Source organism: Carbonicoccus niuqiaonis (assembly GCF_050157065.1).
GTDB lineage: Bacteria > Actinomycetota > Actinomycetes > Propionibacteriales > Propionibacteriaceae > Avipropionibacterium.
In genome coordinates this window covers 1,465,962-1,487,583 of record NZ_CP189573.1, presented here as the reverse complement: position 1 = coordinate 1,487,583, position 21,622 = coordinate 1,465,962, and the positions used below count along the sequence as shown (strand labels likewise).

Here is a 21,622-nt window from a genome sequence, read left to right as displayed (position 1 = left end):
CGCACGAGGTGACGTGGCGGTGTGCGTCACGGTTTCGGTCGCCATCGCTCCACGTTCCACCACGGACCCCATGCGACGCCGTGCTCGTGGGGTTCCAGCACCGGCTCCAGGCCGTTCCAGGCTTCGGCGTCACGGATCACGTACGTGTGGCGCAAGGTCACCAGCGTCACCATGGCCGGGTCGGTGACGTACACCTGCTGCAGTCGTCGGTACGCCCCGGTGCGGGAGTCGGCGTCGGTGGCGGTACGGCCCTCCCGCAACAGCTCGTCGACCTCGGCGTTGGCGTAGCCGGAGGGGTTTCGGTACGGCGCACCCGGATCGAACGTGGCGTACCGACCGTCCAACAGCGCCGACACGTGCTGGTCGGGGTGGTAGGGCATGTCGCCACCTCCGAACACCAACCCGTCGTCGGGAATCCGCTGCTTCACCGCGGATCGCGTCACCGCCTCGACGTCGACCCGGACGCCGATGTCGGCCAGGTCAGCGGCGAACGCCACGGCCAGGTCGCGCCGCAGCACGTCGTTGGCGAAGTACATCACCGTCAGACCGAGCTCCACCCCGCCCTTGCGCCGGATCCCTTCCCCGGCAGGGATCCAGCCCGCCTCGGTGAGCAGTCGGCCGGCCTGATCGGGATCGTGGTCGAACACCGAACCCGCGTCGAAGACGTCGCCCTGGTCGGCCGAGAACGGTGTGTGGGCAGGAGATCCGTGTCCGAACAGGATGCCGTCGACCATCCGCTGCCGGTCGACCCCCAGATTGAGCGCCCGGCGGACCCGGGGGTCGGCGTACGCGGGATCGTTGCGTGGGAAGGTGATCGCGCGGAAGTCGGCGGACGGATTCGCCCACACCTGCCAACCCTCCCGCCGCTCGAAGGTGCGCGCCAGCACCGGGGCCAGTTGGGCACCGTCGATCGAGCCTGCCGCGGCGCGTTGCAGGATGGCGTTCTGGTCGGCGACGAAACTGATCACGATCCGGTCGACGTACGGCTTCGCCGGATGGTGCGGATTGGCGGTCAGCACCATCGACTCCCCGGGCCGCCATTGCTCGAGCTGGTACGGCCCGGCGCCCATAGGACTCCGGGTCAGCGGCGAGGTCTCCAGGGGCTCGCCGACCACGGCGGCCGGAGCGATCCCCACCGTCAGCAGTCGATCGAAGCCCGCGTACGGCTCCGCCAACCGGAACTCGACCTGCTCCCCGTCGGTGACCACCTCGCGGAGCATCGCGAACTGGGTGGCCAGTGGCGACCCGACGGCGGGATCCAGGATCGCCCGATAGGTCGCCGCCACGTCCTCGGCCGTGACGACCGTGCCGTCGGCGTACGGGCGGTCGGCTGCGACGGTGACGGTCCAGCTGGTGCCGGACTCGTCACGGGTCGGGAGTGCGGTGGCCAGTTCGGGCTCGACCCCGCCGGCCCCGGTCAGCCGCAGCAGTCCGTCGTGGAACTTCGTCGACAGGCCGTACATCGCCGCCAGGGGTGAGAGGCTGTCGGGCTCGATCCCGTCGACGAGCCGGATCGTGGTGGGCATCGCACCGTCGTCGGCCGGCCCGGGCGCCGAACGACAACCGACCAGCGTCGGCAACACCGGAAGTGCTGCGACGGCCGCAGTGAAGGTTCGTCGTCTCATCAGGCTTCCCCGGCTAACATGTGCCGTACCTGTCACATGTTAGAGGGAGCAACGTGGCGCACCGCAACCACCGCGACGTCGCCGAGGCCGCCGTCACCGCGGTGTCCGGCCATGCCGAGAAGTTGTTGCCCCACATCGCCCATCCGGTGCGGCTTCAGCTGCTGTACGCCATCCATGCGGCACCCGGCAGCACGGTCGCCGAGCTTGCCGCAGCGACGAGGCTCACGCCCAACACGACGACGAAGACACTGCACCGGCTGCGCGATGCCGAGCTGGTGGACTACCAGCGCAACGGCCGCCACCACCACTGGTCACTGGCGGATCCGGAACTGCACGAGATCCTGCACCAGCTCGGCGCACCCCACTCGGACCTGCACCCACCGCACTGAACCCCACCGCACTGAACCGCGGGTCGGGACCGAGCAGACCGTTGGTGAGGTGCTCATCCCCCACCTGAAGTGGCGTCGACCGACGTGAGGTCGGCGTGGGACTCAGACGTTGAAGCCGAGGGCGCGCAGCTGCTCGCGGCCGTCGTCGGTGATCTTCTCGATCCCCCACGGCGGCATCCAGACCCAGTTGATCGTCGCGTTGGTCACCAGGCCGTCCAGGGCGGTGTAGGTCTGGTCCTCGATCACGTCGGTCAGCGGACAGGCCGCCGAGGTCAACGTCATGTCGATGGTCACCGAGTTGTCGTCCTCGATGTGGAGTCCGTAGACCAGGCCGAGGTCGACGACGTTGATGCCCAGTTCGGGATCGACGACGTCCTTCATCGCCTCGGTGACGTCCTCCTCGCTGGGCCGGGTCGCGACGCCACCGGACGCGGCACCCTCGGCCGGGGTCTCGGGCAGGTCGTCGCGGACCAGGTCTGATGGTCGCTGCTCGGTCATCGTGCACCCTCCTGGGTCGAGATGATGTTCAGTTCCGGATCTGGCAGGTCGGGGGCGACGTCGGCCACACCGGCCCGGCTGAGCGCGTCGGCGAGCGCGGACCAGCCGAGCAGTGCGCACTTCACCCGGGCCGGGAACTTGGCGACGCCGGCGAAGGCGATGCCGTCCTCGAGACGGTCCTCGTCGGGCTCCACCTGGCCCTGGCCGTGCATCATCTCGGTGAACTCGCGGCGCAGGTCCATCGCGTTGCCGATCCCGTGGCCGATCACCAACTCGGTCATCACCGAGGTGGAGGCCTGCGAGATGGAGCAGCCGACGGCCTCGTAGGACACGTCCGCCACGCCGTCACCGTCGACGTGCACCCGCAACGTGATCTCGTCGCCACAGCTGGGGTTCACGTGGTGCACCTCGGCCTCGTACGGCTCGCGCAGGCCACTGTTGTGGCGGGCCCGGTAGTGGTCGAGGATGATGTCTTGGTACAGGTCTTCGACGTTCATCGTTTCCTTGTGAAGAAGTCGATCGTCCACGCCAACGCTGCCACGGCGGCGTCGATCTCCTCGGTCGTGGTGTACAGGTAGCTCGAGATCCGCGTACTGGACTGGATCCCCAGTCGTTCGTGCAACGGCCGCGCACAGTGGTGACCGCCGCGGACCGCGATGCCGCGGCTGTCCAGCAACTGCGACACGTCGTGCGGGTGGATGCCGTCGATGTCGAACGAGATCGCCCCACCGCGGGCGACCGCGCCGTGCTCGTCCACCTCGGTCGGGCCGAGGATGCGCAGCCCCGGCAGTTGCTGCAGCTCGCGCAGGGCGTAGCCGGTCAACTGTCGTTCGTGGGCGGCGATCTCGGCCATGCCGACCTTCGACAGGTAGTCGGCGGCGACCCCGAGCACCGCCCCCTGGGCGATCGGCGGGGTGCCGGCCTCGAAGCGGTGCGGCGGCGGCGCGTACGTCGACCCCGCCATCGTGACGACCTCGATCATCTCGCCGCCGCCGAGGAACGGAGGCAGCTCGGCGAGCAGGTCGTGGCGTCCCCACAGCACCCCGACACCGGTCGGCCCGACCATCTTGTGGCCGGTGAACGCCAGCAGGTCGGCCCCCAGTGCGACCACGTCGGTGGGCAGCTGCGGCACGCCCTGGGAAGCGTCCACCACGACCTTCGCGCCGACGGCGTGCGCCCACTCCGCGACCGTGTCGACCGGGTTGACGGTGCCCAGCACGTTCGACACCCAGGTCAGCGAGACGATCCTGGTGCGCTCGTTGATCAGACCCTCGGCCTGTGCGGCGGCCAGGTCGAGGCGGCCCTCGTCGGTGATGTCGAACCAGCGCAGGGTGGCACCGGTCCGCTCACACAACAGCTGCCACGGCACGATGTTGGAGTGGTGCTCCATCACCGTGACGACCACTTCGTCACCGGGGCCCAGCCCGGCACCCAGTGTGTGCGCGGCCAGGTTGAGCGCCTCGGACGCGTTCTTGGTGAACACGACCTCCTCGGGCCGGTTCGCGCCGATGAACTGCGCGATCCGGGTCCGACCGCCCTCGTACGCGGCGGTGGCCTCGGCGCCGAGGGTGTGCATCGCACGCGCCACGTTGGCGTTGTGCCGTGCGTAGTGCTCGGTGATCGCGTCGATCACCACCTGCGGCTTCTGCGAGGTGTTCCCACTGTCGAGGTACACCAGCGGCTTGCCGCCCACCTCCCTTGCCAGGATGGGGAAGTGGCCACGTACCGCAGCGACGTCGAAGCCGGTGGTGCCCGTCCGCGGGTCGAGGTCGGTCGTGTCTGGCATCAGTTGCCGGCGCCGGCCGGGGCCGACACCTCCCCCGCCTTCAGGTAACGGTCGTAGCCCTCGGCCTCGAGGCGGTCGGCCAGCTCGGCACCACCGGACTCGGCCACCCGGCCACCGACGAACACGTGGACCTTGTCGGGCTTGATGTAGCGCAGGATGCGCGTGTAGTGGGTGATCAACAGGACACCGCGGTCACCCTGACCGCTGAACCGGTTGACGCCGTCGGAGACGATGCGCAGGGCGTCGATGTCGAGCCCGGAGTCGGTCTCGTCCAGGATCGCGAAGGCCGGGTTGAGCAGCTCCAGCTGGACGATCTCATGCCGCTTCTTCTCACCGCCGGAGAAGCCTTCGTTGACGTTGCGCTGGCCGAAGCTTGCGTCCAGGTTGACCTGGCCCATCGCCTGGTTGACGTCCTTGACCCAGGTCCGCAGCTTCGGTGCCTCACCATCGATCGCGGTCTTGGCGGTACGCAGGAAGTTCGCGACCGAGACCCCGGGCACCTCGACCGGGTACTGCATGGCCAAAAACAGGCCGGCGCGGGCGCGCTCGTCGACGGTCATCGACAAGATGTCCACGCCGTCGAGGGTCACCGAGCCGTCGGTGATCGTGTACTTGGGGTGGCCGGCGACGGCATAGGCGAGAGTGGACTTGCCGGAGCCGTTGGGGCCCATGATGGCGTGCACCTCACCGTCGCTGACGGTCAGGTCGACCCCGTGCAGGATCGGCTTCGGGCCGGCTTCGGTCTCGACCGACACGTGCAGGTTCTTGATGTCCAACGTGGCCATGGTCTGTGGTTGCTCCTCGGATGTGGTGATCAGCTGTGGTTCAGGGGCGGGTGTGGTTCAGGGGGCGGGTAGGGGGTTGTCGACGTCGACCTCGATGTCGTCACCGCTGACACGACACGGGTAGACCGGGACCGGTTCGGTCGCCGGCAGCCCGAGGGCGGCGCCGTTGCGCAACGAGAACCGGGACCCGTGCAGGTAGCACTCGATCTCGGCGTCACCCACATCGCCTTCGGACAACGGGATCGAGGCGTGGGAGCACTCGTCACGGATGGCGTAGAACTGACCGCCCGACTGGACGACCGCCACGTCCTCCTCGCCCACCTCGACGGCGAGCGCGGACTCCGGTGCCAGCTCCGACACCGCACAGGCCCGTACGAAAGCCATCAGCCCACCTGCTGTTCGTCGGCCACGCCCACGTGCTGCGCCAGCTCGGCCTCGACCGCGTCCATCAACTTCTGCTCGATGTCGGGCACCCCGATGCGGCGCACGATGTCGGCGAAGAAGCCGTGCACGACGAGACGGCGAGCCTCCTCCTCGGGAATGCCCCGGCTGCGGAGGTAGAACAGCTGCTGGTCGTCGAAGCGGCCGGTGGTCGACGCGTGGCCGGCACCGGCGATCTCGCCGGTCTCGATCTCGAGGTTCGGGACCGAGTCGGCACGCGCACCGTCGGTGAGCAGCAGGTTCTTGTTGGACTCGTAGGTCTCGATGCCCTCGGCCACCTTGCGGATCAGCACGTCCCCGATCCACACCGCATGCGCCCCGTCACCCTGCAGCGCACCCTTGTAGTCGACGTTGCTCTTGGTCCGGGGCTGGTTGTGGTCGACGAACAACCGGTTCTCGAGGTGCTGGCCGGCGTCGGCGAAGTACAGTCCGAGCAGCTCGGCCTCACCCCCGGGACCGGCATAGTTGACGTCGGTGTTGACCCGAACCAGGTCGCCACCGAAGGTGACCGAGATGTGCTTCAGCGAAGCGTCACGGCCGACGTGGGCGGCGTGGTGCGACACGTGGACGGCGTCGTCATCCCAGTCCTGCAACGAAACCACCGTCAGCCGGGCCCCGTCGCCGACGACGACCTCGACGACGTCGGCCACCGTGGCGCTCCCGGTGAAGATCAACACCACGGTCGCCACGCTGTGCGGTTCCGCGACGATCACCGTATGCCCGGCGGTCGCCTCCTCCCGGCCCTCACCCCGGTGGCGCAGCACGATCGGATCGGCCACCTCGGCCTCGCGGGGCACCGTGACCACGCTGACCCGCTCGGCCGCCTGCCAGGCCCGCGCCGAGATCCGGTCGGTCGGCACGTACCCGCTGGAGCCGACGACCGCGTCGCCGGCGGCGACCTCGGTCACCGTGACCGGCTCCGGCGCCTCGACCTCGACGGCCAGGCCCCCGGTGCGCAGTGCCGCATCCTTGTGCAGGCCACGCAGCCGCTTCAGCGGGGTGAAGCGCCAGATCTCCTCCAGCCCGGTCGGCACCGGGTGCTGGTCGACCTCGAAGGAGCCCTCCGGATGGAGGTGGCTGGCGACGCGGTCACTGGTCTCCACGGCGTTGGCCAGCACGGGCTTCTCGGTGGTTGTGGTCATCTCATCCTTCGTACGAGTGTTCGGTGTTCTGGTCCAGCGGTGCCCGGGGGTCGACCGTCAGCCGACCGCGCCTTCCATCTGCAGTTCGATCAGCCGGTTGAGCTCCAACGCGTACTCCATCGGCAACTCCTTCGCGATCGGCTCGACGAACCCGCGCACGATCATCGCCATCGCCTCGTCCTCCTCCATGCCACGTGACATGAGGTAGAACAGCTGGTCGTCCGACACCTTCGACACCGTGGCCTCATGGGCCATCGACACGTCGTCCTCGCGGACGTCGACGTAGGGGTAGGTGTCGGAGCGGGAGATCTGGTCGACCAGCAGCGCATCACACTTCACCACCGAGGCGGAGTCGTGGGCGCCGGCGTCCACCTGCACGAGACCGCGGTACGAGGTGCGGCCACCACCGCGTGCCACCGACTTGGAGATGATCGAGCTGGAGGTGTGCGGGGCGCAGTGCACCATCTTGGCGCCGGCGTCCTGGTGCTGCCCTTCCCCGGAGAAGGCGACCGACAGCGTCTCACCCTTGGCGTGCTCACCCATCAGGTACACGGCCGGGTACTTCATGGTCACCTTGGAGCCGATGTTGCCGTCGACCCACTCCATGGTGGCGCCCTCCTCACAGGTGGCGCGCTTGGTGACCAGGTTGTACACGTTGTTCGACCAGTTCTGGATGGTCGTGTAGCGGCAGCGGCCACCCTTCTTGACCACGATCTCGACAACCGCCGAGTGCAGCGAGTCCGACTTGTAGATCGGCGCGGTGCAACCCTCGACGTAGTGCACGTAGGCGCCCTCGTCGACGATGATCAGCGTCCGCTCGAACTGGCCCATGTTCTCGGTGTTGATCCGGAAGTACGCCTGCAGCGGGATCTCCACGTGCACACCCTTCGGCACGTAGATGAACGAGCCACCCGACCACACCGCGGTGTTCAGCGCGGCGAACTTGTTGTCCCCGGTGGGGATCACGGTGCCGAAGTACTCCTCGAAGATCTCCGGGTGCTCCCGCAGCGCGGTGTCGGTGTCGAGGAACAGCACACCCTGCTTCTCGAGCTCCTCGTTGATCTTGTGGTAGACCACCTCGGACTCGTACTGCGCCGCAACACCGGCGACGAGTCGGGCCTTCTCGGCCTCGGGGATGCCCAGCTTGTCGTAGGTGTTCTTGATGTCGGCGGGCAGGTCCTCCCAGGTCTGGGCCTGCTTCTCGGTCGACCGGACGAAGTACTTGATGTTGTCGAAGTCGATCCCGTCCAGCTCGGCACCCCAGGTGGGCATCGGCTTGCGGCCGAACAACTTGAGGCCCTTGAGGCGACGCTCGAGCATCCACTCGGGCTCGTTCTTCAGGCCGGAGATGTTGCGGACGACGTGCTCGTTCAGGCCACGCTCGGCCACCGCCCCGGCGTCGTCGGAGTCGGACCAGCCCCACTGGTAACGGCCGAGGGCGTCCAGATGTTCTTCCTGGGTCGGAGTTGCGGGCGTCTGGTCGGTCCTGGTCTGTGGTGCGCTCGTCATGCTCGACCTTCCTCGTGGTTGCTTGCGTGCGTGCTCTGCGTACTCGTGCTCTGCGTACTCGTGCTCTGCGTACTCGTGCTGTCGGTGCTGGTGCTCGGGTTGCGGGAGGCGGCCACCTCGGGCTGCTCGATGTGGGGGACGTGGGTGGTGCACACCCCGTCACCGTGGGCGATCGTCGCCAATCGCTGGACGTGGACCCCGAGCAGTCGGGCGAAGGTCTCGGTCTCCACCTCGCACAGCTCCGGGAACTGCTCGGCGACCCGCGACACCGGGCAGTGGTGCTGGCACAGCTGGGTGCCGACGGCTGCGGGGCGGGTGGAGGCGACGTAGCCGCCGTCGGTCAGTGCTGCAGCCAGGGCTTCGACCGGGTCGGCGTCGGGTTCGGCGGCGAGGCGCTCGGTGTAGCGCTCCTCCACCGCGGCCACCCGGCCGGCGGCGAAGGCCCGTACGGCCGCGTCGCCTTCTCGATCGGCGACGAACTGGAGCGCCTGTACGGCCAGGTTGTCGTAGTCCTGGCTGAACGAGTCACGGCCCAGATCGGTCAACGCGTACACCTTGGCGGGGCGGCCCCGGCCGCGGGCGCCGTACACGCGCTGTTCCCGGGCCTCGATCAGGCCGTCCTCGGTGAGACCGGTCAGGTGGCGCCGGATGGCGGCTGCGGTCAGGCGGAGACGCTCGGCCAGCTCGGCGGCGGTCGAGGGGCCGAGTTGCATGATGGTCTCCTGCACTCGACGGCGCGTCGAGGCGTCGGCGACCGACACATCACTCTTCACGCTTTTCACAACGCCCATGTTCACTTATTCATTCCCGCCGGACAAGCAAGGCAAGGCTCGCCTTACCGCCCTCCGCCCGGCAAGCGGTCCGACGGCGGCCCCGATGCCCCGGACGACCTGACATACACTCCCGGGGTGGACGTGGCGAGGACCCGGATTCCGGGGTTGCAGGTGACCGATCTGACGGTACGCCTCGCCGAGCGCGAGATCCTCGCCGGGGTCGACCTGACCGTGACCGCCGGCGCCATCACCGTGCTGCTCGGTCCGAACGGGGCCGGCAAGACCACGCTGGTCCGCTGCTGCACCGGCCTCGTCCCGCCGACCTCGGGCACGGTCTCGGTCTGCGGTACGACGCCGGCCCGGGCCGCCGCCGAGGGAAGGGTCGGGCTGATGCCGCAGTCGACCGGCGCCTGGTCGGGCATCAAGGCCGGCGAACTGCTGACCTACCTGGCCGGGATGTACGCGAACCCGCTGCCCACCGAGCCGCTGGTCGAGCTGCTCAACCTGACCGACTGCCGGACGACGCCGTACCGCCGGCTGTCGGGTGGCCAACAGCAGGCGGTCAACCTGGCCGGCGCGATCATCGGCCGCCCCGACCTGGTGTTCCTGGACGAACCGACCGCCGGGATGGACCCGCGGGCGCGGCGGACCACCTGGGACCTGGTCGCCTCGTTGCGCGATGCCGGGGTGGCCGTGCTGCTGACCACGCACGCGATGGATGAGGCGACCCAGCTCGCCGACCAGGTCGTGATCCTCGATCGCGGGACGGTCCGGACCCGCGGCACGGTTGGCGAGTTGACCACCGGCGGGCAGTCGCTGGAGGACGTGTTCCTCGCGTCGACGGGGCCGCTCCGATGAGCGTTGATGCCCTCGACCTGTCCCCCGCCCCGACACCACGCAGCCGCGGCGGCAACGTCTGGCGTCACGGGCTCACCGACGCTGCACTGCAACTCCGCAACGGGGAGCAGCTGCTGCTGACCGTGCTGATCCCGGTCGGACTGCTGGTGATCGGCCACTTCTTCGCACGTGACCTGCTCCCGATCGAACAGCTCGCCCCGTCGGTGATGGCTCTGGCACTGTGGAGCAGTTGCTTCACCGGTACGGCGATCGCGACCGGCTTCGAGCGGCGGTACGGGGTCCTGGAGCGCCTGGCCGCCACCCCGCTCACCCGCGCCGGACTGATCCTGGGCAAGACCCTCGGCGTGGTGATCATCTGCGCCATCCAGGTGTTGCTGTTGATCACCGTCTCGGTGCTGCTGGGCTGGCGACCGAGCCCCACCGCGGTGGACCTGGTGGTGCTGCCGCTGACCACCCTCGGCGCCATGATCAGTTTCGTGGCGTGCGCGTTGATCATGGCCGGGCGGCTGCGCGCCGAGGTCACCCTGGCCCTGGCCAACGTGGTCTACCTCACGCTGGCCGTCGGCGGCGGACTGGTCGCCCCGCTCGCCACCTACCCCGGCCCACTGGCGGTGATCGCCGGACTGCTGCCCACCGGTGCCCTCGGCGAGGCGTGGCGATCGTTCTCCACCGGAGCCGCCGACGGACCCGCCGCGTTCTGGCCGGTCGCCGTGGTGGCCGCGTGGGCCGCCCTCACCACACTCGTTGCGAGCAAGGTGTTTCGATGGATGTCATGACAACCCGAACCGATCCGGCACCGGGATCGGCGCGGCCCAACCTCGCCGTACGCGTGTGGCGGAAGCTGCTCGACTCCCTGCCGATCAGTGCACCCCGCGCCGCACTGTACTGGGGCATCGCCTCCCTGGTGGCGAACGTCCTGATCATCTTCACCGGCGGCGTCGTCCGACTGACCGGGTCCGGGCTGGGTTGTCCGACGTGGCCGCGGTGCACCCCGGAGTCGCTGGTCCCCCATCCCGAGCTCGGCATCCACGGCGCGATCGAGTTCGGCAACCGGCTGATGACCTTCGTGCTCGCGTTCGTCGCGGTCGGCACCGCACTGGCCGCGTTCCGCGTCCGTCGCGACGGCCTGCCCCGCCGGGACCTGCGTCTGCTGTCGTTGATCATGGGCTTCGGCATTCCGCTGCAGGCCGTCATCGGGGGCATCACCGTGCTGACCGGACTCAACCCGTACGTGGTGGCACCCCACCTGATGCTGTCGATGGCGCTGGTCGGCCTGTCGACGGTGTACGTACGCCTGGCCGTCCATCGACCGCGCAACGGCACCGGGCGGTGGGGCCGCCGGCTGGCCTGGCTGTTGTTCGCGGTGATGTGGGTCGTGGTGTGGCTCGGCACGATCGTCACGGGCAGTGGCCCGCACTCCGGTGACGAATCGTCCTTCCGTACCGGCTTCGACCCCTACATCGTCTCGCGCATCCACGCCACCTCGGTCCAGGTCGTGGTGGGCCTCACCCTGGTCGCCCTGCTGGTGTTGCGGAACCGGGCTGTCGTGACTCTGCTCGCCGTCGAGGTCGCACAGGGCGTGATCGGCTACGTGCAGTACTTCACGGGGCTGCCCGAGCCATTGGTCGCCGCCCACCTGGTGGGGTCGGCGTTGGCCGTCGCGGCCGTCACCTGGGTGGTCGTCGAGACCTACCCGTCAGCCTCGGCGGACCCTCACGAGCCCGCCACGGGAACGGGGGCCGCGCCCTTGCTGGTGCCCGGCAGGGGTCCGTCCGACCCACCGTCGGTCGGCGACCCGTCGTCTGCTGACTGACCCGGGGACGGGGACTCCAGCAGCGCAAGGGGCTCGACCGACAGGGACCCCGGCGACAGGGCTTCGAGGTGCCGCACGGCCTTGGCGTCGACCGCGGTGGACCCGACCCGCACGGCAATCACCCCGGCCAGCAGCACCGCACCGCCGACCACCTGGACAGCGGTCGGCACCTCACCGCGCAGTGCCCAGGCCGCGACGACCGCCAGGGCCACCTCGCTGAGTGCGACGAACGAGGCGACCTGCGTACCGAGCCGCCGTACCGCCACGATGCCCAGCAGGTAAGCGGAAACGGTCGAAACCATGATCAACGCGAGCCCGGCCACCCACCACGGCACCTCCCGTCCGCCGAGTTGGACGACCCCGAAGGTGGCCGCCATCGGCAGGATGCCGATGGCTGCCACGACGGCCATCATGACCCCCGCCACGCCGACACCCGCCGCGGCGATGACGACCGGTCCGACCCCGTCGACCACGCGGGCGGCGACCACGAAGTAGGCGGCATTGCAGACCGCGGCACCCAGCCCCCAGGCGATCCCTGCCGGGTGCAGTTGCGCGCCCGTCGGGTCGAGCACGAAGATCAGGCCGACGACGGCGACCGCGGCACCGGCAAGCACCCAACCACCCGGGAATCGGCGTGTCCTGGCCCACAACCACCCCACCAGCAGCACCGGTGCGCTGTACTCGAGGAGGAGTGCCACCGACACCGGAAGGTAGGAGAGCGCCATGAAGTAGCACAACTGGGAGCCGGCGACCCCGAACGCCCCGAAGCCGATCACCGGCCAGGCGGCCCGTCGGATCGTCGGCATTCCGCCACGGAGCAACAGCAGTGCCGGGACGAGGAGCACAAGAGCCGCACCGACGATCCGCATGGTGACCGCGGCACCGGGTGACCACCCGGCGTCGAGGAGTCCCTTGGCGAACGATCCGGAAACGGCGAAGCTGCCGGCCGAGGCCAACGCGATGCCGATACCGATCCCGCCCGCCGACTGCCCCCGAAGCATCCGTACCCCTCTCCCACCATCACACGCCCGAACCTCGAAGCGTCATGAGTGATCATGACGAACACCGGTTACACTAAGGTTCGGGAACGACAGGAGTCAAGTTGCCATTCACTCATGACACGGACTCGTCACTGACGAGCATGGCCGCACTGGTCAACACCCGGGTCGCCGGGACCCTGGAGACCGTCGACGACCTGGACGCATTCGTTCGCGAGCAGGAGATCTCGGGGTCTCGGACCCACGACGAGAACGAGTTGAAGCGGGTCCGTGCGATCCGACCGGAGCTGCTGAGGTTCTTCGACGTGGACGAGGCCGGTGCGGTCGAACTGGTGAACCGGGTGCTGGCGCGGGAGCGGGCGCTCCCCCAGCTCGTCCGCCACGACCACTGGGGCTGGCACCTGCACGCCGCCTCGTCCGACTCACCCCTGGCGGTCCGCCTCGTGGTGGAAGCGGCGATGGCGATGATCGACGTCGTCCGCGCCGGCGACCTGTCCCGCCTCAAGCACTGCGCCGCCACCGACTGCGACGGCGTACTGGTCGACCTCTCCCGCAACCGGTCCAAGCGGTACTGCGACCTCGGCTGCGGCAACCGGGTGGCGGTGGCCGCCTACCGCGCCCGGCAGCGAGAGGGCTGACCACGGTGTGGGCACACGGGTGCCCACACCGCGGCGCGATCAGGCCTCGACGGCCCCTGGCACACCGTTCTCGACGACGAAAGACGCCCGGGTGTGCATGTCGGCCCCCGGCCGGGACACGTAGGGCAGCACTCGGAAGTCGTTGGTCAACGTGTCGGGGGTCACGGTCACCCGCGAGTAGCCCCGCTGGTAGTTGAAGAACTTCATGTGCGGGTTGGTCTCCAGCTGGCTCTCCCCCACCGGGCCGATGTCGGCGCCGTCACCGCTGCTGCTGATGGAGGTGCCCACGAACTCCGCGCCCACCAGTTCGGCCGCCTCCGGGTTGTCGTAGTCGGTCAGCAGATCGCACACGTAGTTGGTGTGCCGGTCGCCGGTCACCACGACCAGGTTCTCGACCCCGCGGTCGCGGACCGCCTGCAACAGCACGTTGCGCTCGTAGGCGAAGTAGTCCCAGCTGCCGTAGTACTTCTTGACGTCGGGATCCGGGTCACGGTCCACCTCGGCCATCGGCTGCTGGTTGCCGACGATCTGCCAGCGGGTCGGCGAGGTCGCCAGCTCGTCGATCAGCCAGTCACGCTGGGTGTGGCCCAGGTTGCTGATCGTCGGATCGAGGCGGATGTCGGGCCCGGTCGTGGTGCGGTGCTGGTGCGAGTCCAACAGCGTGAAGTTGGCCAGCGTCCCGTACTGCAGCTTCCGGTAGATCTGGATGTCGGGTCCGTCGGGCCGCTGGGTGTGCCGCAGCGGCAGGTTCTCGTACATCGCCTGGAACCCGGCGGCCCGCCGCTTCCGGTCGGCCTCGGAGGTGTCGACCTCGCCCTTCCAGTTGTTGACCACTTCGTGGTCGTCGAAGGTGAACGCCCACGGGTGCTGTTGGTGTGCGGCCTGCAGGTGCTGGTCCAGCTTGTACAGCGAGTACTGCAGCCGATAGCGGTCGAGGTCGAAGCACTCGGTCAGCAGGTGGTCCGGCAGCGCGCCACCCTCGTGGAACTTCGGCTCGGCGACATAGGACCGCTCGTAGATGTAGTCGCCCAGGTGGACGACCAGGTCGAGGTCGTCGGCGGCCATGTGCTGGTACGCGGTGTACAGCCCGCCCTCGTAGCTCTGGCACGAGGCGTACGCGAACTTCAGCTCCGCGAGCGTGGTGTGCGGGGCCGGCGCCGTCCGGGTCCGGCCGACCGGTGACATCTCCCCGGCTGCCGAGAACCGGTAGAAGTACTCCCGGTCCGGCTGCAGTCCACTGACCTCGGGATGGACCGAGTGGCCGAGCTCCGGCGAGGCCACCACCACTCCCGTACGCACCACCTTGGCGAACCGTTCGTCCTCGGCCACCTGGTACCGCACCGGGACCCGGCGCCGCCCCATCCCACCGTCACCCTCAGGGGCCAGCGGATCCACGGCGAGCCGCGTCCACAGCACGATCCCGTCCGGCAGCGGATCCCCGGAGGCGACGCCGAGGGTGAACGGGTAGCCCGACAGTGGTGCCGCCCAGGCATCGCGTGGCTGCCAGGCTCCGGTGCCGAGCATCACCGCTGCTGCCCCGGCACCGCTCATGCCCAGGAACAATCGTCGCGAGGTCTGCTTCTTCATCATCCGTGTCCACCATCCGTGTCGGCTCATTGTGTCGACTCCGGACACTAGTGGTCGCGGCGCGGGGTGCGCCCACGGGCGGAGGGTCCCCGACCTGCAGGTCCGCCAGGGTTCACGGTCCATTCACACGAGAGTTGCCCGTCGTTGGCCGGGCTTCCGGGCCGTGCCTGCTGCCGGGCCCACCGCGAAGGGGCAGTTGGCGAGGTCCGGTCGCGTCGAGAGGACAGTTGGCGAGGCCCAGCCACACCGAGAGGACACTTGGCGAGGCCCAGCCACACCGAGAGGACACACCGAGAGGACACTTGGCGAGGGCCAGCCACACCGAGAGGACAGTTGGCGCGGCTGCAGCAACGGCCACGCCTCTCCGGCTGCCCTCTCGATTCGGGACGCCCGCGCCAACTGACCCTCGATCCGGGATGACCTCAGTCGGCGACCAGATCGTCCGGGTCAGATCGCGCGGGTCAGATCGCGCGGGTCAGATCGCGCGGGTCAGATCGCGCGGGTCAGATCGCGCGGGTCAAATCGCGCGGGTCGGAACCGCGGGTCAGAACAGGGGGTTGGACCCGAAGAGCAGCGGGTCGATCGCCGCGGCGGCGAACACCAGCGCGATGTAGGAGTTCGACCAGTGGAAGAGTCGCATCGGCTTCAGGGTGGCGTCGGTGGCGCCGGCGTTGGCCCGACGCTGCAAGTTGATCGCCTCGACCAGGAAGATCAGCCCGGTGACCCCGGCCACGATGGGATACAGCGGGCCGGTGCCGGCGACGGGCCACAGCGTCAGCGACACCGCGATCGTGATCACCGTGTAGATCAGGATCCGCTTGGCGACACCGGGGGCACCCATCACCACCGGCAGCATCGGCACCCCGGCACGCTCGTAGTCCTCGCGGTAGCGGAAGGAGAGCGCCCAGGTGTGCGGCGGGGTCCAGAAGAACACCACCAGGAACAGGATGAACGGGGTCAACGCGAGTTCTCCGGTGACCGCGGTCCAGCCGATCAGCGGCGGGAAGCAGCCGGCGATCCCTCCCCACACGACGTTCTGCGGCGTCCGTCGCTTGAGCCACATCGTGTAGACGAACACGTAGAAGGCGTTCGCGCCGACCGCCAGGCCGGCCGACAACCAGTTGACGAAGAACCCGAGCACCAGCACCGACGCGACGCCCAGCACCGCTCCGAACACGGTCGCCGCCACGGGGCCGACCACGTGGCGGGGCAGGGCGCGCCGCCGGGTCCGACGCATCCGCTCGTCGATGTCACGATCCAGCACGCAGTTGAAGACGTTGGCGCTACCCGCGGCGAGGCAACCACCCAGCAGGGTCCACAGCACCAGCGGCAGCGACGGGACTCCCCCGGCCGCCAGGAACATCGCCGGCACCGTGGTGATCAACAACAGCTCGATGATCCGCGGCTTGGTGAGGCCGACGTACGCCCCCACCACGTCGCGGATCCGGACCGGACCGGTCGAGCCGTCACCAGCGGGAGGTCGGACCTGCTCGCCCCTGCCGGTCCGCGCCGGCGTCTCGATACTTGTCACAGATCCTCACTGGTTCGGCCCGCACGGGGCCGTCGTCCTTGGTTGCTGTCCGCAGTCTAGGCCCTCCTCGCCGGTGGTCGAAGTTCGCCCCGACCTGCCGCCCGGAGCCGTTCGCAGTAGGCTCGGGACTGACCCGTCAGCCACATCGTGGGCCCACCGGAAGGAAGCACCCGTGAACGATCAGGCCTCCACCAATTCCCCTGCCGTGCCGCGCACCGAGACCGGCGCCCTGGAGTGGAATGAACTCGACCAGCGCGCGGTCGACACGGCGCGGCTGTTGGCCGCCGACGCGGTGCAGAAGGTGGGCAGTGGCCACCCCGGTACGGCGATGAGCCTGGCCCCGGCCGCGTACCTGCTGTTCCAGAAGGTGATGCGCCACAACCCGGCCAACCCCGACTGGTACGCCCGGGACCGGTTCGTGCTGTCCTGCGGCCACTCGAGCCTGACCCTGTACATCCAGCTCTTCCTGGGTGGTTGGGGCCTCGAGCTCGACGACCTGAAGTCCTTGCGGACATGGGGTTCGGCGACTCCGGGCCACCCCGAGCACGGACACACCACGGGTGTCGAGACCACCACCGGCCCGCTGGGCCAGGGTGTCGCCAATGCGGTCGGCATGGCGATGGCGGCCCGCCGCGAACGTGGCCTGTTCGACGGTGACCACGAGGGCGCCTCGCTGTTCGACCACAACGTGTACGTGATCGCCTCCGACGGCGACATCGAGGAGGGCGTCGCCTCCGAGGCCTCCTCCCTGGCCGGCACCCAGCGCCTCGGCAACCTGACGCTGATCTACGACAACAACCAGATCTCGATCGAGGACGACACCGACATCGCGCTCAGCGAGGACGTCGCCGCCCGCTACGAGGCGTACGGCTGGCACGTCCAGACGGTCGACTGGACCAACGACGGCGGCGAGTACGTGGAGGACGTGGCTGCCCTGCACGCCGCGATCGAGGCGGCCAACGAGGTCACCGACCGGCCGTCGTTCATCTCGCTGAAGACGATCATCGGCTACCCCGCCCCCACCAAGCAGAACACCGGCGATGCGCACGGCTCCGCCCTCGGCGAGGAGGAGGTGGCCGGCACCAAGAAGGTGCTCGGGTTCGACCCGGAGCAGCACTTCGTGGTCGACGACGAGGTGCTGGCCCACACCCGCAAGCTGCGCGAGCGTGGTGCCGCTGCCGAGGCCGAGTGGCAGCAGACCTTCGACGAGTGGCGCAGCCAGAACGCCGACGCCGCCGCCCTGTACGACCGGATGGCGCGCCGCGAGCTCCCCAGCGGCTGGGAGGACGCGCTGCCGAGCTTCGAGGCGTCCGAGGGTGGGGTCGCGACCCGCAAGGCGTCGGGTGCGGTGCTGTCCGCACTGGCCGGCGCGCTGCCCGAGCTGTGGGGCGGATCGGCCGACCTCGCCGGATCGAACAACACCACCATGGACGGGGAGCCGAGCTTCCTGCCGAGCGACCGGCAGACCAAGAAGTTCTCGGGCGGGCCGTACGGTCGCACCCTCCACTTCGGCATCCGTGAGCACGCGATGGGGTCGATCATGAACGGCATCGCGCTGCACGGTGGCACCCGTCCGTACGGTGGCACGTTCCTGGTCTTCTCGGACTACATGCGCCCGGCCGTGCGGCTGGCTGCGCTGATGGAGCTGCCCGTCACCTACGTGTGGACCCACGACTCGATCGGTCTCGGCGAGGACGGTCCGACCCACCAGCCGATCGAGCACCTCGCCGCCCTGCGGGCGATCCCCGGGCTCGACGTGGTCCGGCCCGGTGACGCCAACGAGACCGCGGTCGCCTGGCGCACCATCCTGGGCCACACCGACCGGCCGGCTGGGCTCGCGCTGAGCCGGCAGAACCTGCCGACGTACCCCCGGGGCACCGACGGTTTCGCCTCGGCCGACGGGGTGGCGCGCGGCGGGTACACCCTGCTGGACAGCGAGGGTGAGCCCGAGGTGATCCTGATCGCCACCGGATCGGAGTTGCAGTACGCGGTCACCGCGCACCAGCAGCTGACCGCCGAAGGCGTGGCCGCCCGGGTGGTGTCGATGCCGTGCCGCGAGTGGTTCGACGAGCAGGACGACGCCTACCGTGACGAGGTGCTGCCCCCGACCGTCCGGGCCCGGGTCAGCGTCGAGGCCGGTGTCCCCCAGGGCTGGCGCGAACTGGTCGGCGACGCCGGTCGGATCGTCGGGATCGACCACTACGGTGCGAGTGCGGATTACGAGACGCTGTTCGCCAAGTTCGGGTTCACCGCCGAGGCGGTGGCGACCGCGGCCAAGGACAGCATCGCCGCGGCGGCCGACACCGGCCGTACCACCGCGAACCACCGTGCCGCCTCCGGCCCGCAGGGGCCGGGCGACCCGGCCGGCGCGGTGACCAACGCCTGAAGCACCACGCCTGAAGCACCACGCCTGAAGCACCACACGCCCGAAGCCCACACCTGAACATCACCGAACACAGCAGCTGCGGAAGGGAACGATCATGAACGAGCGTTTGAAGGCACTGGCCGACGCCGGAGTGTCCATCTGGCTGGACGACCTGTCGCGCGAGCGACTGACCTCGGGCGACCTGGTGCAGTTGATCAAGGAACAGTCGGTGGTGGGTGTCACCACGAACCCGACCATCTTCGCCTCGGCACTGTCCGACGGGGAGGCGTACGCCGAACAGGTCGCCGAGCTCGCTGCCGCCGGCACGAAGACCCAGGAGGCCGTGCACGCGATCATGGCCGACGACGTCCGGGAGGCGTGTGACCTGTTCACCGAGGTGAACAAGGCGACCGGCGGGGTCGACGGTCGGGTGTCGATCGAGGTGGACGCCCAACTGGCCAACGACACCGACGCCACGATCACGCAGGCCAAGATGCTGTGGGAGCTGGTCGACCGGCCCAACGCGTTCGTGAAGATCCCGGCGACCGAGGCCGGGCTGCCGGCAATCACCGCCGCGACCGCAGCCGGCATCAGCGTCAACGTGACGCTGATCTTCTCCCTCGAGCGCTACCAGGCCGTGATCGACGCGTACCTGACCGGTCTCGAGGAGGCCGCCGCGGCCGGGATCGACCTCTCGACCATCCACTCGGTGGCCTCGTTCTTCGTGTCCCGGGTGGATGCCGAGGTCGACAAGCGACTGGACGAGATCGGCACTCCCGAGGCCGCCGAGCTGAAGGGGAAGGCCGCGATCGCGAACGCGCGACTGGCGTACCACGCCTTTGCCGAGACGGTCGCGACCGAGCGGTGGCAGGCACTGGCCGCACAGGGTGCCAACACCCAACGGCCGCTGTGGGCCTCCACCGGCGTCAAGAACCCGGACTACCCCGACACGCTGTACGTCACCGAGTTGGTCGTCGCCGACACGGTGAACACGATGCCGGAGAAGACGATGGACGCCTTCGGTGACCACGGCGAGGTCCATGGCGACAAGGTGTCCGGCGACGACGTGGCCGCGCAGGCCCGGCAGGTGATGGACGCCCTCGCCGGGGTGGGCATCGACTTCGACGACGTCGTTCTCGTGCTCGAGCAGGAGGGGGTCGAGAAGTTCGTCAAGTCGGGCGAGGAACTGACCGCCACCGTCGAGAGTGCGATGTCGGGCTCGGCCGGCAAGGCATGACGCGTCGCCGCGACGTCGATCACCGGGGGCCGATGGCCCCCCCCGCACCGCGGCACCGATCACCATGATCTCGACCAGTTGAGGACGGACTGTGACCAACCAGAAGACCAACCCGCTGCGTGATCCCCAGGATCGCCGCCTGCCCCGGGTCGCCGGCCCCTGTGTGCTGGTGATCTTCGGCGTCACCGGCGACCTGTCGACCAAGAAGCTGATGCCGGCGGTGTACGACCTCGCCAATCGCGGGTTGTTGCCGCCCGGGTTCGCGCTCGTCGGGTTCGCCCGACGCGACTGGGCCGACCAGGACTTCGCCAAGATCGTGCACGACGCGGTCAAGCAGCACGCCCGCACCCCGTTCCGGGAGGAGGCGTGGGCGCAACTGTCGGAGGGCATCCGGTTCGTCTCCGGTCAGATCGGTGACGACGAGGCGTTCGCCCGGCTCAAGGACACCATCGCCGACCTGGACGAGGCGCGCGGTACGGGCGGCAACCACGCCTTCTACCTGTCGATCCCGCCGGGCCTGTTCGAGCCGGTGGTGACCCAGCTGCGGCAGCACGGGCTGGCCGACAACCACGGCGACGGCCGGTGGAACCGGGTGGTGATCGAGAAGCCGTTCGGACACGACCTGGCCAGCGCCCAGGAGCTCCAGCGGATCGTGTCCCAGGTGTTCCCGTCGCAGTCGGTGTTCCGGATCGACCACTACCTCGGCAAGGAGACGGTGCAGAACATCTTGGCGCTGCGGTTCGCCAACCAGCTGTTCGAGCCGATCTGGAACAACAACTACGTCGACCACGTGCAGATCACGATGGCCGAGGACATCGGCATCGGCGGCCGGGCCGGCTACTACGACGGCATCGGTGCGGCCCGCGACGTGATCCAGAACCACCTGCTGCAGTTGCTCGCCCTGGCCGCGATGGAGGAGCCGACCTCGTTCGACGCCCGCCAGCTGCGGGCCGAGAAGTTGAAGGTGCTCGAGGCGACGATGCCGCCGAAGCGGATCGACCTGCACACCGCGCGGGGCCGCTACCTCGGCGGCTGGGCCGGTGGACGTCAGGTGAAGGGCTACCTCGACGAGGACGGGATCCCGCAGGACTCGACCACCGAGACCTACGCCGCGGTCCGGGTCGACATCCAGAACCGTCGCTGGGCGGGGGTGCCGTTCTACCTGCGCACCGGCAAGCGGCTGGCCCGCCGGGTGACCGAGGTCGCCCTCGGCCTCAAGCGTGCCCCGCACCTGCCGTTCACCGACACCCAGACCGAGGACCTCGGCGCCAACGCCCTGGTGATGCGGATCCAGCCGGACGAAGGGATCACGCTGCGGTTCGGGGCGAAGGTTCCCGGTACGCAGATGGAGATCCGCGAGGTCAGCATGGACTTCGCGTACGGCGGCTCGTTCACCGAGTCGAGCCCGGAGGCGTACGAGCGGCTGATCCTCGACGTGTTGCTGGGTGACCCGCCGCTGTTCCCGCACCACCAGGAGGTGGAGCGGTCCTGGCAGATCCTCGACCCGATCCTCGACCACTGGGCCGAGACCGACGCCACCTCCCGCGCCGAACCGGGGTTGGACCACTACGAGCCCGGCTCGTGGGGACCGAAGTCCGCTGACGAGATGCTCGCCCGTGACGGCTTCACGTGGCGTCGGCCGTAAGG

The 21,622-nt window shown here is 69.2% G+C and carries 20 protein-coding genes; 8 read left to right on the top strand and 12 right to left on the bottom strand.

The annotated features are described in order from the left end of the window. Positions 1–26: 26 nt before the first annotated feature. The gene (locus ACQBAU_RS06815; protein ID WP_465254730.1) at positions 27–1,625 is read right to left on the bottom strand and encodes an ABC transporter substrate-binding protein; all 1,599 of its coding nucleotides are present in this window, start codon (positions 1,623–1,625) and stop codon (positions 27–29) included. A gap of 53 nt (positions 1,626–1,678) precedes the next feature. Between ACQBAU_RS06815 and ACQBAU_RS06810 the strand changes: the two genes are divergently transcribed. Continuing rightward, positions 1,679–2,014 (top strand): ArsR/SmtB family transcription factor, encoded by a 336-nt coding sequence (locus ACQBAU_RS06810; RefSeq protein WP_434549520.1) that lies wholly within the window; start codon positions 1,679–1,681, stop codon positions 2,012–2,014. A 102-nt stretch (positions 2,015–2,116) separates the two neighbouring features. Here ACQBAU_RS06810 and ACQBAU_RS06805 read toward each other — a convergent pair whose 3' ends face one another. The 8 genes from ACQBAU_RS06805 to ACQBAU_RS06770 are packed head-to-tail and all read right to left on the bottom strand — an operon-like array spanning position 2,117 to position 8,888. Beyond that, the gene (locus ACQBAU_RS06805; protein ID WP_434549519.1) at positions 2,117–2,512 is read right to left on the bottom strand and encodes a metal-sulfur cluster assembly factor; all 396 of its coding nucleotides are present in this window, start codon (positions 2,510–2,512) and stop codon (positions 2,117–2,119) included. Then, positions 2,509–3,009 carry a Fe-S cluster assembly sulfur transfer protein SufU gene (sufU, locus tag ACQBAU_RS06800; RefSeq protein WP_434549518.1) on the bottom strand — a complete coding sequence of 167 codons (501 nt, stop codon included), beginning with the start codon at positions 3,007–3,009 and terminating at the stop codon, positions 2,509–2,511. The genes ACQBAU_RS06805 and sufU overlap by 4 nt, the downstream gene beginning before the upstream one ends. Further along, a complete protein-coding gene (locus tag ACQBAU_RS06795) occupies positions 3,006–4,298 on the bottom strand; it encodes an aminotransferase class V-fold PLP-dependent enzyme (protein ID WP_465254731.1) in 1,293 nt (430 codons plus the stop codon). Before ACQBAU_RS06795 ends, sufU begins: the two co-directional genes overlap by 4 nt. Then, the gene (sufC, locus tag ACQBAU_RS06790) at positions 4,298–5,083 is read right to left on the bottom strand and encodes a Fe-S cluster assembly ATPase SufC (RefSeq protein WP_434549516.1); all 786 of its coding nucleotides are present in this window, start codon (positions 5,081–5,083) and stop codon (positions 4,298–4,300) included. The genes ACQBAU_RS06795 and sufC overlap by 1 nt, the downstream gene beginning before the upstream one ends. Positions 5,084–5,140: 57 nt before the next feature. Continuing rightward, complete coding sequence (locus ACQBAU_RS06785) at positions 5,141–5,467, bottom strand: non-heme iron oxygenase ferredoxin subunit (protein WP_434549515.1); 327 nt, start codon at positions 5,465–5,467, stop codon at positions 5,141–5,143. Further along, a complete protein-coding gene (sufD, locus tag ACQBAU_RS06780) occupies positions 5,467–6,666 on the bottom strand; it encodes a Fe-S cluster assembly protein SufD (RefSeq protein WP_434549514.1) in 1,200 nt (399 codons plus the stop codon). The genes ACQBAU_RS06785 and sufD overlap by 1 nt, the downstream gene beginning before the upstream one ends. Positions 6,667–6,723: 57 nt before the next feature. After that, positions 6,724–8,175, bottom strand: a complete 1,452-nt coding sequence (sufB, locus tag ACQBAU_RS06775) for a Fe-S cluster assembly protein SufB (RefSeq protein WP_465254732.1) — start codon at positions 8,173–8,175, stop codon at positions 6,724–6,726. Continuing rightward, on the bottom strand, positions 8,172–8,888 hold the full coding sequence (locus ACQBAU_RS06770; protein ID WP_465259469.1) for a helix-turn-helix transcriptional regulator: 717 nt from the start codon (positions 8,886–8,888) through the stop codon (positions 8,172–8,174). Before ACQBAU_RS06770 ends, sufB begins: the two co-directional genes overlap by 4 nt. 195 nt (positions 8,889–9,083) lie before the next feature. On the opposite strand from ACQBAU_RS06770, the gene ACQBAU_RS06765 reads away from it, so the two are divergent. The 3 genes from ACQBAU_RS06765 to ACQBAU_RS06755 are packed head-to-tail and all read left to right on the top strand — an operon-like array spanning position 9,084 to position 11,619. Then, positions 9,084–9,806, top strand: a complete 723-nt coding sequence (locus ACQBAU_RS06765) for an ABC transporter ATP-binding protein (RefSeq protein WP_465254734.1) — start codon at positions 9,084–9,086, stop codon at positions 9,804–9,806. After that, entirely contained in the window at positions 9,803–10,582 is a 780-nt protein-coding gene (locus tag ACQBAU_RS06760; protein ID WP_465254735.1) for an ABC transporter permease, read from the top strand. The genes ACQBAU_RS06765 and ACQBAU_RS06760 overlap by 4 nt, the downstream gene beginning before the upstream one ends. Further along, positions 10,579–11,619 carry a COX15/CtaA family protein gene (locus tag ACQBAU_RS06755; RefSeq protein ID WP_434549509.1) on the top strand — a complete coding sequence of 347 codons (1,041 nt, stop codon included), beginning with the start codon at positions 10,579–10,581 and terminating at the stop codon, positions 11,617–11,619. Before ACQBAU_RS06760 ends, ACQBAU_RS06755 begins: the two co-directional genes overlap by 4 nt. On the opposite strand, the gene ACQBAU_RS06750 is transcribed toward ACQBAU_RS06755, so the two are convergent. Next, positions 11,520–12,620, bottom strand: coding sequence for an EamA family transporter (locus tag ACQBAU_RS06750; RefSeq protein ID WP_465254736.1), 1,101 nt, complete (start codon positions 12,618–12,620; stop codon positions 11,520–11,522). The genes ACQBAU_RS06755 and ACQBAU_RS06750 overlap by 100 nt on opposite strands. Positions 12,621–12,760: 140 nt before the next feature. On the opposite strand from ACQBAU_RS06750, the gene ACQBAU_RS06745 reads away from it, so the two are divergent. Continuing rightward, the gene (locus ACQBAU_RS06745) at positions 12,761–13,255 is read left to right on the top strand and encodes a CGNR zinc finger domain-containing protein (protein WP_434549507.1); all 495 of its coding nucleotides are present in this window, start codon (positions 12,761–12,763) and stop codon (positions 13,253–13,255) included. 39 nt (positions 13,256–13,294) lie between these two features. On the opposite strand, the gene ACQBAU_RS06740 is transcribed toward ACQBAU_RS06745, so the two are convergent. Next, positions 13,295–14,845, bottom strand: coding sequence for an alkaline phosphatase D family protein (locus ACQBAU_RS06740; protein WP_465254737.1), 1,551 nt, complete (start codon positions 14,843–14,845; stop codon positions 13,295–13,297). A 541-nt stretch (positions 14,846–15,386) separates the two neighbouring features. Further along, positions 15,387–16,373 carry a heme o synthase gene (locus ACQBAU_RS06735; protein ID WP_434549505.1) on the bottom strand — a complete coding sequence of 329 codons (987 nt, stop codon included), beginning with the start codon at positions 16,371–16,373 and terminating at the stop codon, positions 15,387–15,389. Positions 16,374–16,545: 172 nt separating this feature from the next. Here ACQBAU_RS06735 and tkt point away from each other — a divergent pair, with 172 nt between their 5' ends. The 3 genes from tkt (at position 16,546) to zwf (ending at position 21,620) form a co-directional block, all read left to right on the top strand. Next, positions 16,546–18,759, top strand: a complete 2,214-nt coding sequence (tkt, locus tag ACQBAU_RS06730; RefSeq protein WP_465254738.1) for a transketolase — start codon at positions 16,546–16,548, stop codon at positions 18,757–18,759. Between the two features lie 94 nt (positions 18,760–18,853). After that, positions 18,854–19,975 carry a transaldolase gene (tal, locus tag ACQBAU_RS06725; protein WP_434549503.1) on the top strand — a complete coding sequence of 374 codons (1,122 nt, stop codon included), beginning with the start codon at positions 18,854–18,856 and terminating at the stop codon, positions 19,973–19,975. Between the two features lie 91 nt (positions 19,976–20,066). Further along, the gene (zwf, locus tag ACQBAU_RS06720) at positions 20,067–21,620 is read left to right on the top strand and encodes a glucose-6-phosphate dehydrogenase (RefSeq protein WP_434549502.1); all 1,554 of its coding nucleotides are present in this window, start codon (positions 20,067–20,069) and stop codon (positions 21,618–21,620) included. Positions 21,621–21,622 lie beyond the last annotated feature (2 nt).